The sequence below is a fragment of the Streptomyces sp. NRRL F-5122 genome (assembly GCF_001507435.1).
GTDB lineage: Bacteria > Actinomycetota > Actinomycetes > Streptomycetales > Streptomycetaceae > Streptomyces > Streptomyces lannensis.
In genome coordinates this window covers 269,129-281,542 of sequence record NZ_LMWH01000116.1, presented here as the reverse complement: position 1 = coordinate 281,542, position 12,414 = coordinate 269,129, and the positions used below count along the sequence as shown (strand labels likewise).

The window sequence follows — 12,414 nt, the reverse complement described above, 5'->3', positions numbered from 1 at the left end:
CTCCGCAGCCCCACGGCCGGCCCGGCACCGGCCGACGGGCCTCTCAGCAGCCCACGCGGGCGGTCAGCCCGGTCGTGCCCGGTGTCCTGTCCCGGTAGGTCTCCTCGACGAACCGCAGGAACGTGTCCACGTCCTCCGGCCGCGACGACAGGCCGAGGGAGACCCGGACGGCTCCCGCCGAGGGCAGGTGCAGCAGCTCCAGATAGTCCTCGAGGGACCGCGGACGGGTGCGGGCCGCCGCCCGCAGACGGGGCAGCGGCAGCGCGAAGGCCGCTTCACCGGCTCCGGGGTTGCAGAAGCAACCGGTACGCAGGGAGATCCCGCGTGCCGCGCTGTCCCGCGTGACGATCCGCTCGTCCACGACACGGCCGTCCGCCCCGAGCACGTTCAGCGCGACGGTACCGCCGCGGTCCGGCTCTCCGGCCCCGGGGCCGTACACCCTGACCAGGGGCGAACGGTCGCTGTGGCGCAATCCGCCGAGGCCGGTGAGCAACCGGTCCGTGAGCGCGGCCACATGCGTGTGCACCCGGTGCACTCCGATCCGGTCGATCCAGTCGAGTCCGGCGGTGACATCCGGTATGGAGAGGAAGTTGACGGTGCCGTCCTCGAACGCCGCCTCGTCGGGGGCCAGGACGTGCCACTGCGCCTGCGCGCTGACCGCGTATATCGTGCCGCCCGAGAACCAGGGGCGGCGCAGCCGGGCGAGCGCCTCCTTGCGTGCGATCAGGCTGCCCACGCCGGTGGGGTGACCGAAGACCTTGTACCAGCTGACCACGGTGAAGTCCGGATGGAACCGGCTCAGGTCCAGCGTGTTCGTGGGGACGAAGGCGGCGGCGTCGAGCAGCACGTCGTAGCCGCGCTCCCGGGCGCGGGCGATCCACTCCAATGAGTGCTGCACTCCGGTGAAGTTGCTCTGCGCCGGATAGGCCAGCAGCCCGCGCCGGCGACCGCGTCCGGGCAGCAGCCCGCGCCCACCGGTGGTCAACGCGGCCTCGAACCGCTGCTCGTCGAGCCTCAGGGCGGGTCCTGCCACGGGAACGTACGCGGTGGCCGCTCCCCTCGCACGGGCGTACTCCCGCAGGCCGTTCACGGAGTTGTGGTTGTCCAGCGCCATCACCAGCCGGCTGCGCCGATCGAACGGATAGGCCTCGCCCACCAGGCGCAGCGCACCCGTCGCGTTCGGCGTGAAGATCACCGCGTACTCACCGGGGTCCGCCCGGAAGTGGCGCAGCACCGCCTGCCGGGCCTCTGAGAGCAGCAGGCCCGAGGCGCGTGAGGCAGGGCTCTCCGAGTGCGGGTTGCCGAACAGGGCACCGGTGATCCGCGCCGCACTCCCGCTGACGAGGGAGCTCGGGGGCAGGCCGGCCCCCGTGTGGTCCAGATAGGTGTGCCCCCCGGCGTCGAGGTAGCCGAACTCGCGGGCACGTAAGCGTGCGAAGTCCCGCGCCTCCCCGTGCCCGTCGCCGTGCGTGCCGTCGATGGTCCGTATGTCCGCCACGATCCCCCCTGTGTCCTGCCGTCCCGGCCCGTCGCGCGCACGGGACGTGCCCTTGTCCTCGGCATCTTCCGCCCGGCCGGCGACGGACCACCCGCCCGGCGAAAGCGGTGTCCGCCCCCGCGGAGCCTTCCCCGGGCCGCCACGCTTCACGTCCGTCACTGTGGCCCCTACGGCACCGCGGCCCTGTCACACCCCCGCAACGATCACCTGCGAGAATCGAACACAGCACCGCCGTACGGCAGACATGCCACGGATCCTGGAGGAGCCCTGTGCCGCCGACCTCGCAACCGCTGCAGAAGCTGGGATTCCTCACCATCGGCCTGTTCGACGAGGCCGATCCCGGTCGCGGGCACGAGTCGACGCTGGAGATCATCGAACTGGGCGAGCGGCTCGGCTTCGACAGCGCCTGGGTGCGCCACCGTCATCTGCAGTTCGGGATCTCCTCGCCCGTCGCCGTGCTCGCGGCCGCCACCCAACGCACGCAGCGGATCGAGCTCGGGACCGCGGTCATCCCACTGGGCTGGGAGAACCCGCTGCGCCTCGCCGAGGACCTGGCCACCGTCGACATCCTGTCCGGCGGCCGGCTCAACCCCGGCATCAGCGTCGGCCCCCCGATGCACTACGACCAGGTCAAGCGGGCGCTCCACCCGGACACCGCCGGCATGGAGGACTTCGGCTACGAACGCGTGCAGCGGCTGCTGGACTTCGTGCGCGGGAAGCCGGCCACCGACTTCAGCGGTGTCGAGGGCTTCGAGGTGTTCTCCGAGCGGGTCCAGCCGCACTCCCCCGGCCTGGGCAGGCGCATGTGGTACGGCGGCGGGAGCCTCCGCTCGGCACGGTGGGCGGGCGAACACGGGATGAACCTGCTGACCAGCAGTGTCGTGAAGGCGGAGGAGTCGGAGGACTTCGCCGAGGTGCAGCTCTCGCACATCCGCGCGTTCCGCGCCCATCACCCCGAGGGCGAGCGCGCCCGGGTCTCGCAGGGGCTCGTCGTGATCCCCACCGACGGTGCGACGTCCGAACAGCGCGCCAGGTACGAGGGGTACGCGGCGAAGCGGATGCCGCGCACGGCAACGCCGCAGGGCCCCGGCCGGCTGATGTTCGCGCCCGACCTCGTCGGGCCGTCCGAGCAGATCGCCGAACAGTTGTATGCGCACGCCGCGTTCCGGGAGGTCCACGAGGTGGCGTTCGCCCTGCCGTTCACCTTCGAGCACGAGGACTACGTACAGATCCTCACGGACATCGCCACCCGGCTCGGACCGGCGCTCGGCTGGCGGCCGGCCGTCTGAACCCCGGGCGGCGGCGCGGCCCCGGTCACGTCACGTCGGGCCGCCCGTGCGATCTTTCGCACGGGCGGCCGACAGGCGATGCTTGCCCCGAGAGGCCCGCACGAACGACGGACGGAGCCCGCATGACCGGGGACAGCGGTACGGAGATCGAGCCGAGGCCCGTCGCGGGCCATATCGGCGCCGAGATCACGGGGGTAGATCTGGCCGGCGACCTGGACGACGCGGCGGTGGCCGCGATCCGGTCCGCCCTGCTGCGCTGGAAGGTCGTGTTCTTCCGGGACCAGGAACTCGACCACGCCGCGCACATCGCGCTCGCCCGTCGGTTCGGCGAACCGGTGATCCTGGGCAAGCGCGGGAGCGCCTCACCGCAGGACCACCCCGAGGTCGAGACCACGGCCGACCGGCTGGAGCTCGGCGGGCGCTACGGCATGGACCACGACGAATGGCTGCGCCGCAGGCGCCACTCGCTGTTGAGGGGCTGGCACTGCGACCACGGTGCCCGTGTCGATCCGCCCGCCGCGACCATCCTCCGCGCCGAGACGGTGCCGCCCTACGGCGGGGACACCCAGTGGTCCAACCTGGCGGCCGCCTACGCCGGGCTCTCGGAACCGCTGCGGGCCTTCGTCGACGGGCTGCGCGCCGAGCACCGGCTGGGCGTCGGCTACCAGGCGCGACCCGGCGACGACGCCTATCTGCGACATCTCCTCGACCATCAGGTGGCGACGGAGCACCCGCTCGTACGGGTGCATCCCGAGACGGGCGAGCGGGTGCTGTTCGTCAACGGCTACTACCTCGAGCAGATCACGGGCCTCTCGCGCGCCGAGAGCGCACACGTCCTGCAACTGCTCCTGGAGCAGGCCACGCGTCCCGAGTACACGGTCCGCTTCCGCTGGGAACCGGGCAGCGTCGCCTTCTGGGACAACCGGGCCACCATCCACCTCGCCCCCGGGGACCTGGTCACCCCCGGGCATCCCCGGATCATGCACCGCGTGATGCTCGCCGGAGACGTACCGGTGGGGCCCGACGGCAAGCCGTCGGCGCCCATCACCGGTACGGAGCCCGGCCGTTGGTGACGCGGCGGGAGGCCGCCGGCGCTCCGAGCCGGCTGTTCACGGCGTCGTCGCCGCGCAGACGCCCCGCGCACGGACGGAGCGGTGGACCGGGGAATGTTCGCTGCGGCGAATCCTCCGTCTGCGACCGGAACCTCCTGCTGCCACTTCCTGTGCGCTCCTTGTCGTATTCCGCCGCATCCGGCGGCAACCTGGGCTAGATTCGAGCACCGCCGATCCCGCATCCATCGGCGACGTCGCAGAGAGACTCGGGGGCGGCGCATGCGCGACTTGGGGAACGTCCGGGCGGCCGCCCAGGACACGACCGGATGGCCCGTCATGGCCGGAGGGCTCGCCGACAGCGTCTTCGACCGGGCGGCCCGGGACCCGCTTCTGCCGCAGATCGCCCGTCGTGGCGCCGACGGCACCTGGACGACGGTGACGGCGATCGAGCTGCGGGACGAAGTGGTCGATCTGGCCAAGGGACTCGTCGCCTCGGGCATCCGTCCCGGCGACCGGGTGGCCATCATGGCGCGCACCCGTTACGAGTGGACCGTGCTCAGCTGCGCCCTGTGGGCGGTCGGGGCCGAGGTCGTGCCGATCTACCCGACGTCCTCGCACGAACAGGTCGAGTGGATCCTCAGGGACTCGGACTCGGTCGCCGTGCTGGTCGAGGACGAGCACGGAGTGATGACCGTGGGGTCCGTGTGCGCCTCGCTGCCCCGGCTGCGCCACGTCTGGCAGTTGGACACCGGCGCGCTCAGGGCACTCGTGGAGCGCGGCCGTCCGGTACCGGCCACGACCGTGGACTCGTTGCGCCGGATCGTGCTGCCCGACTCGACCGCGGTCATCGCCTACACCTCGGGCACGTCCGGACACCCCCGCGGATGCGCGCTCAGCCATCGCAATCTGGCCGGCGCGGGCGACACGAGGCTGGCCGGGTGGGGTCACACCTGGGCTCCGCCCGGCGAGCAGCCGTCCACCGTCGTGTTCCTGCCCTTCTCCCATGTGTACGGGCTGATGGTCCAGGTGCTCTGCCTGCGGGGCGGTCTGCTCATGGGCCACGAACCCGAACTCCGCGCGGACGTCCTCGCCGAGTCCCTGCTGACCTTCCGTCCCACCTACCTGTGCGCGGTCCCGTTCGTCTTCGAGAAGCTCTACAAGAACGCCCTCCGCGCCGCCCAGCAGGCGGGCCGGGGCGCCCTGTTCGAGCGGGCCGTGCGCACGGCACAGGACTACGCCCTGGCGACGGAGCGGCAGCGGCTGGGCACGGGGCCCGGACCCGGTCTCGACCTGAAGCTCCAGCACAGCCTCTACGAGAAGGCGGTCTACCGGAAGGTGCGCGCCGCCCTCGGCGGGCGGGTGTGCGGCGCCGTGTCCGGCGGATCGCCGCTCAGCCGTGAACTCGCCCTGTTCTACGAGGGGATCGGCATCTACGTGCATGACGGGTACGGGCTGACCGAGACGGGCGGAGGGATCACGGCCCAGCCGCTCGGGCGGGAGAAGTCCGGCACCGTCGGGCTCCCGCTGCCGGGCATCGACGTGCAGGTGGCACCGGACGGGGAGATCCTCGTACGCGGCCCGTCGGTCTTCCAGGGGTACGTGAACGACGATCTGGGCACACACGCGGCGCTGCGCGAGGGCTGGCTGGCGACGGGCGATCTCGGGCACCTCGATCCGGAGGGATACCTGTCCATCACGGGCCGCAAGAAGGACATCATCGTCACGAGCGGCGGGAAGAGCGTCGCCCCGGCGGCCCTCGAGGAGCGGCTGCGCATGCACCCGCTCATCCACCAGGCGGTGGTCGTCGGCGACAACCGGCCCTGCGTGGGTGCCCTGATCACCTTGGACCCGGAGTTCGTGACGCACTGGCGCGGCGCGCTGTTCATGCCGGGGGGAGCCCCGGCGGGCGAGGCGCGGGAGGCGAACGCGCTGCGCCAGGAGGTCGCCCGTGCCGTGGCCGCCGCGAACACCACGGTGTCGCGGTCCGAGTCCATCCGGGTCTTCCGCGTCCTTCCGGAGCCCTTCGATGTGTCCAACGGACTCCTGACCCCGTCGATGAAGCTGCGCAGGGACGCCATCGCGCACCGGTACGCGGTCGAGATCGACGGGATGTACCACTCCGCGTCGCGGGTTCCACGGGAGCGGAGGTCCGAGGAACTTCCCCTGTGGGACGACTCCGACGACGTGTTCCGACGCACGAGGTGAGCGGGCGTCAGCCGCTGCGCGGCGGGTCCTGAGGCCGGCACTCACCGCCGCCGCGCCGACCGGCAGACCGTAGGCGCCCCTCGGACGGCGATCCGGCTTCGGCGGTCCCATACGCATCAGCCGGAAGCGGCGACGCCGCCCGGCACGCTGCCTGCCACACCCGGGGGCCGGTACGGCGGGTGCTCACCGCCGCCGCGCCGACCGGCCGGGCGCCCCCGCGGACGGCGACCCCGGCGGCGCCCGCCCGACCCGTGCCGGGCCGGGCACATGCCGGGCCCGGCGCGGCCGGCCTGGGCCCTCGCCCCGCCGCATACTCCCGGACCACCCGCCACGGACCGCGGTGCCCCGCGACCGGCTTCGCCGCGCCGGGGGTGTCAGGTGCGACGGCCGCGGCCCCCTCACCGAGCCGTCCGGATGCGCGTCGGGGGCAGTGCGGCGCATTCTTGCTGTGATACCTCACCCGACGGCTCGGGACGAAGGCAGACCGATGCAAGGGAGCGCCGAGCGCGTGGACAGCGCACCCGGGACACCGACCGCTGTGCTGACCGGCGCCGTGACGGACGCGATCCAGGCCGTGGCCGGCTTCGCGGGCGGGGTCTACCTGCGCGCCAGCACGCCCGCGGTACTGCGCCTCGCGGTGCTCGCCGGGCTGCCGGGACCGCTGTTCCGGCCGTGGTCGCGAGTGCACATGGACCGGCAGCTTCCCGTCGCGGACGCCTACCGGCTCCGCACACCCGTCGTGCTCACCGACGCCGAGGACACGATGCGGCGCTACCCGCAGTTGGCGGCCGGTCTGCCGTTCCGCTTCGGTTCGGTGTACGTGCCCGTCATGAGCGGTACAACGGCGTACGGCGTCCTGGCGGTGCTGAGACCCCCGCTCCCGGAGGCCCCCGAGGCGCTGCCCCACCGGACCAGGGTCACGGCGGTCGCAGAGCGCCTGGGGGGCGCCCTGCGCGCCCTGGAACAGGACGGGGCTCCGTTGCACTGGGACGGGGACCCGATGGGCGTACGGCTGCCCTCCCACGGTCTGCCCCAGGGTTTCATCGGGCACTTCGTCTGGGACCCCACCGACTCCTCGGTCACCGCCGACGCCACGTTCTGGGACATGACCGGCGGCGCGAAGGACGACGCGGCCCGCTCACCCGAGGCCCTCGCCTCGGCCATCTCCCCCGACGACGCGCACCTGGTGCTCGGTGCGCTGCGGGAGACCGCCGCCGGTTCACCGCCGTCGCGTCCGCTCGGTGTGCGCACCGAGAACGGCGGTCATCTGATGCTGGAGTTCTGGACCGAGGGATCGACCCGGCGGGAGTACCGCGTCGGCGGACTGGTGATCGACCGGGGGGCGGGGCAGGCCGCGCAGGAGGCCACCGATCTGCTGCCCGACGGTCTCTTCGCCTTCGACCGCCTCGGGCTGATCACCTACGCCAACCCCTGCGCCGCCGACCTGCTCGGCCGGCCGCAGGCGGAGCTCGTCGGCCGGACCCTGTGGGACGCCGTCCCCTGGCTGGGGCGCCCCGCCTACGAGGAACGGCTGAGAGCGGCCCTGATCACGCCGGAGCCGGTGCACTTCCATGTGCTGCGCCCCGGCTCGGGCACCGTACGGGGCGACGACGGGGACTGGCTCACCCTCTCGGTCTACCCCGGCGCGGACGTCCTGACCTGCCGGATGGTGCCGCTCGGGCACACCGCGGAGGCACCCTCCATGGGTGAGCCCGCGGCGCCGGAGGGGCCGCTGTCGGTCGGGGAGGCCCCCACCCCCGTGTACCGGCCCATCGTGCTCGCGATGGCTCTGTCCGAGGCCGTCACCGCGCGCCAGGTGTCCGAGGTGGTGATGCGGGAGTTGCTGCCCGCCTTCGGCGGGACCCGGCTGGCCATCTACCTGATGCAGGAGCGGCATCTGCACCTGGCCTGGGAGACCGGCTTCCCACCGCGGTTCCTCTCGCAGTTCGACGGCGTGGGGCTCGACGCCAAACTGCCGGGTGTGGAGACGCTCAATTCCGGCCGACCGTTGTTCTTCGAATCGATGCAGCAACTGGAGGCCGCCTATCCGGACATGCCGCTCGACACCCCGGTGGGCTCGCGGGCGTTCCTGCCGCTGATCGCCTCCGGGCGGCCGGTCGGTGCATGTGTGCTCGGCTTCGAACGGCCGCGCACCTACAGCGCCGAGGTGCGCACGGTGCTCACCGCGCTCGCCGGTCTGATCGCCCAGGCCCTGGAGCGGGCCCGGCTCTACGACTCCGAAGCCGCACTGGCGCGCGGTCTGCAGGAGGCACTGCTCCCGCACCGGCTTTCGGAGCATCCGCAGGTGGAGACGGAGGGTTGCTATCTGCCCGGCACCCAGGGCATGGATGTCGGCGGCGACTGGTACGACGTCGTCGAGGCCGGCGACGGCCTGGCCCTGGTCATCGGAGACGTGCAGGGCCACGGAGTTCAGGCGGCCGCCACGATGGGCCAACTGCGCAGCGCGGTCCGGGCTTTCGCGCTCCGCGACAACGCCCCGCACCAGGTGATGGGCGGAACCAACCGGCTGCTCATCGACCTCGATCCCGGCCAGTTCGCGAGCTGCTGCTACATCCGGCTGGACCCGGACACCGGCTACGCACGCGCCGTGCGGGCCGGGCACACGCAGCCCCTGCTGCGCCATCCGGACGGCCGGGCGGAGGTCCTCGATCTGCCCGGCGGGCTGGTGCTCGGGGTGGATCCGCAGGCCCGCTACCCGGTGACGCATCTGCGACTGGAACCCGGGGCCGTCCTGGCGCTCTACACCGACGGGCTCGTCGAGCAGCCGGGCCACGACATCGACGAAGGGGTCGAGGCCCTGCGCAAGGCGCTCGCGGGCAAGTGCGCGGCCGACGGCCCCGGCCCCTCCCTGTCGGACATCGGGGACCGGCTCATGGAACGTGCCCGGCGGGCCGCCGACCGCCCGGACGACATCGCGCTCCTGCTCGCCACACGCCGCCACGAGCCTCCCGGAACCGCCCACGCCTAGCACGCCGGGCGTCCTCTCGTCCTCGTCCAGCCCCGCCGTCCCGGCAGTCGTGGTGCGCCCCCGGCGGTTCCCGTCCATGATCCGGCCGCCTGTTGACGCAGGCGCCGTCCGGGTGCGGTGATGCTCCTCGGCACGACGACCGACCATGAGGCGAGGACAGTCCTTCGATGGCTCTGCAGATCAGCGCGACCAATCCGGAGCACCCCGCACTCCTGCTCGACCTGCCCTGGCAACTGCCTCTGGAGCAGTGGCCCGAGCAGGTTCTCGTGCCGCTGCCGCGCGGCATCTCCCGGCACGTGGTGCGCTACGCGCGGGCCGGCTCGGAGGTCGTGGCGGTCAAGGAACTGGCCGAGCGGCCCGCGGTGCGGGAGTTCGAGCTGCTGCGGGACCTGGACCGGCTCGGCATCCCGGCGGTGGACCCGCTCGCCGTGGTCACCGGTCGCGCCGACGGGAACGGTGAACCCCTCGAACCGGTGCTGATCACCCGGCATCTGGGCGGTTCGATGCCGTACCGGTCGATGTTCGAGACGACGCTGCGGCCCGCCACCATGCACCGGCTGATGGACGCGCTCGCCGTGCTTCTGGTGCGGCTGCATCTCGCCGGATTCGCCTGGGGCGACTGCTCGCTCTCCAACACCCTGTTCCGACGGGACGCGGGCGCGTACGCCGCGTATCTGGTGGATGCCGAGACCGGGGAGCTGCATCCGAGGCTGAGCTCCGGACAGCGCGACTACGACCTCGATCTCGCACGTGTCAACATCAGCGGCGAGCTGCTGGACCTGGAGGCGTCCGGGGCGCTGCATCCGTCCGTGGACGCCATCGAGTTCGGCGCGGAGATCTGCGAGCGGTACACCCGGCTGTGGGTGGAGCTGACCCGCACATCGGTGTATCCGGCCGGCAAGTACCACTACATCGACCGCCGGGTCCGACGACTGAACGACCTCGGGTTCGACGTCGCGGAGATGCAGATCGCGCACTCCAGCAACGGCGACACGGTCACGTTCGTCCCGAAGGTCGTCGACGCGGGGCACCACCAGCGGCAGCTGCTCAGGCTGACCGGACTCGACACCGAGGAGAACCAGGCCCGGCGGCTGCTCACCGACCTCGAGAGCTGGATGGCCACGCAGGACGACTACGCGCCCGGCGATCCCCTCGCCGCCCGACCCGAGGTACTGGCCCACCGCTGGGTGCGGGACGTGTTCCGGCCCACGGTGCGCGCCGTGCCGCCGGAACTGCGGGGCTCGATGGATCCCGCCGAGCTGTACCACGAACTCCTCGAACACCGCTGGTACTTGTCCGAGCGGGCCCAGCACGACATCGGTCTGGACACCGCCGTCGAGGACTACGTCGCGAACATCCTGCCCCGGGTCCGCGGGACGCTGTCCGATGCCGCGGGCGAGGACACGCCGACACCTCCCTCCGCCTGAAGGGACCGGCCTCCGCCCGAACGCCCCATGCGATTCGTTCCGCATGCCGTTGCGCCGCGCCGATGATCCCCGCGCGCGGGACCGCCGGCCGGCGTTGCGATGATGGCGCCCGAAGGCCCGGCCGGATCGCCATCGGCCGGATGACGAAAGTCAGGAGAACAGCACATGACCTCCACCCGTGGGACGTCCGTGGACATCCCCACTCAGGACGGCACTGCCGACGCCTACCTGGCCTACCCGGAGGACGGCAGCCCCCACCCCGCGGTTCTGCTCTACATGGACGCCTTCGGTCTGCGCCCGAACCTGAAGCAGATGGCCGACCGCCTCGCCGGGAACGGCTACACCGTCCTCGTACCCAACGTCTTCTACCGTCAGGGGCGGGCGCCCGTCGTCGAACTGCCCGAGTTCATCGACACGGCCGAGCGCCCGGAGATTTTGCAGCAGATCAGCCCGCTCGTGCAGGCCCTGACGCCCGAGGTGGTCGAACGCGACGCGGACGCCTATCTGCGCTGGCTCGCCGACTGTCCCCAGGCCGCCGACGGTCAGATCGGCATCACCGGTTACTGCATGGGCTCCCGGCTGGCACTGCGCACCGCCGGTGCGCATCCGGAGCGGGTCGCCGCCGTGGCCGGGTTCCACGGCGGACAGCTGGCGACCGACGCCCCCGGCAGCCCTCATCTGGTGGCCGACCGCGTCACCGCCGAGGTCTACTTCGGCCACGCCGACCAGGACGCCTCGATGCCGCCCGAGCAGATCGAGCGGCTGGACAAGGCGCTCACGGAGGCGGGCGTCCGCCACCGCAGCGAGGTGTACCCCGGCGCCCACCACGGCTACACCCAGGCCGACACCTCGAGCTACAACGCCGAGGCGGCGGACCGCCACTGGAGCGAGCTGCTCGCACTCCTGGACCGCACTCTGCGGCGCGCCGACGGCGCGTCGTAGGTCCACCGCCGGGACGGCGGGCCATCGGGCCCGCCGTCCTGCGGCCGCCCGGCGCAGGAGACCCAACGGGCCCGTCCACGGCGTACGGCGGCCAGGGAATCCGCCCCGGCGGGCCCCAGGGCCCCGTCCTGAGGGGTCAGGCCGGCGGGACGACCGCGACCGGGCAGGGCGCGTGGTGGAGCAGCGCATGCGCCACCGAGCCGATCCGCGGGGCCACCACGCGGGAGGAGTGCCGCCCCACCACCACGAGCTGCGCACGAGCGGCCGCGGAGAGCAGCACCTGACCCGCGCTGCCCATCTCCACGTGCTCGGTGACCGGCACGTCCGCAAAGCGCTCCCGCCAGGGCCGCAACGCCTCGTCCAGCGCCTTGCGCTCGTACGGCTCCAGACCGCCGGCCTCGTCGAGCAGCTTCAGCGATGCGGGGCTGTAGGCGAACACGGGCGGCAGGGTCCAGGCCCGCACGACACGGACCGCCGCTCCCCGGGCCGCCGCCGTGGTGAACGCGAACTCCAGCGCGGCAGCGCCGTCGTCCGGCTCCCCGTGCTGGCCGACGACGATCTCGCGGCCCGCCGCCTCGGCCGCCGCCCGGTCGTCGGACCTGACCAGCACCACGGGCCGGGCGGACTCGGCGATCACCTGCCGCCCGACGGAGCCGAGCAGGAAGCCCACGACCGCACCGTGGCCCCGCGATCCGAGCACCACCAGCTCCGCTGCGGCGGCCTCCTCCACCAGGACCTCGACGGGCGGGCCCTCCAGGGCCTCGGCGGTCACGGTCAGCTCCGGGTGGCGCTCGGTGAGCGTCCGCCCGGTCCCCTCCGCGGTCTCCCGGGCCCAGCGCGCCTGGGCGTCCCGGTCCGCGGCCGGGACGATCTCGTACGGCTCCCAGTGCCACGCGTGCACGATCCGCAGCGGCAGACCCCGGCGCACCGCCTCGCGGCCCGCCCAGGCCGCCGCGGCGACGCTCTCCGGTGATCCGTCCACTCCCACGGTGATGGGGCGGGTCATACGGCT

The 12,414-nt window shown here is 72.8% G+C and carries 8 protein-coding genes; 6 read left to right on the top strand and 2 right to left on the bottom strand.

Annotated elements, in window-relative coordinates; all coding sequences use genetic code 11:
- Window positions 1–43 precede the first annotated feature (43 nt).
- Window positions 44–1,498, bottom strand: coding sequence for an aminotransferase class V-fold PLP-dependent enzyme (locus ADL25_RS14310; protein WP_402524775.1), 1,455 nt, complete (start codon window positions 1,496–1,498; stop codon window positions 44–46).
- Window positions 1,499–1,767: 269 nt separating this feature from the next.
- Here ADL25_RS14310 and ADL25_RS14305 point away from each other — a divergent pair, with 269 nt between their 5' ends.
- The 6 genes from ADL25_RS14305 (at window position 1,768) to ADL25_RS14280 (ending at window position 11,402) form a co-directional block, all read left to right on the top strand.
- Window positions 1,768–2,787: an LLM class flavin-dependent oxidoreductase gene (locus tag ADL25_RS14305; RefSeq protein WP_059128080.1), complete on the top strand. Its 1,020-nt coding sequence runs from the start codon at window positions 1,768–1,770 to the stop codon at window positions 2,785–2,787.
- Between the two features lie 122 nt (window positions 2,788–2,909).
- Complete coding sequence (locus tag ADL25_RS14300) at window positions 2,910–3,860, top strand: TauD/TfdA dioxygenase family protein (RefSeq protein ID WP_059128079.1); 951 nt, start codon at window positions 2,910–2,912, stop codon at window positions 3,858–3,860.
- A 258-nt stretch (window positions 3,861–4,118) separates the two neighbouring features.
- Window positions 4,119–6,044 carry an AMP-dependent synthetase/ligase gene (locus tag ADL25_RS14295; RefSeq protein ID WP_059128078.1) on the top strand — a complete coding sequence of 642 codons (1,926 nt, stop codon included), beginning with the start codon at window positions 4,119–4,121 and terminating at the stop codon, window positions 6,042–6,044.
- 487 nt (window positions 6,045–6,531) lie between these two features.
- On the top strand, window positions 6,532–9,033 hold the full coding sequence (locus ADL25_RS14290) for a SpoIIE family protein phosphatase (RefSeq protein ID WP_059128077.1): 2,502 nt from the start codon (window positions 6,532–6,534) through the stop codon (window positions 9,031–9,033).
- 167 nt (window positions 9,034–9,200) lie between these two features.
- Window positions 9,201–10,460 (top strand): DUF4032 domain-containing protein, encoded by a 1,260-nt coding sequence (locus ADL25_RS14285; RefSeq protein ID WP_059128076.1) that lies wholly within the window; start codon window positions 9,201–9,203, stop codon window positions 10,458–10,460.
- A 165-nt stretch (window positions 10,461–10,625) separates the two neighbouring features.
- Window positions 10,626–11,402 carry a dienelactone hydrolase family protein gene (locus ADL25_RS14280; RefSeq protein ID WP_059128075.1) on the top strand — a complete coding sequence of 259 codons (777 nt, stop codon included), beginning with the start codon at window positions 10,626–10,628 and terminating at the stop codon, window positions 11,400–11,402.
- Between the two features lie 136 nt (window positions 11,403–11,538).
- Here the strand turns inward: ADL25_RS14280 and ADL25_RS14275 are convergent, their stop codons facing one another.
- A complete protein-coding gene (locus ADL25_RS14275) occupies window positions 11,539–12,408 on the bottom strand; it encodes a universal stress protein (protein WP_059128074.1) in 870 nt (289 codons plus the stop codon).
- Window positions 12,409–12,414: the final 6 nt, after the last annotated feature.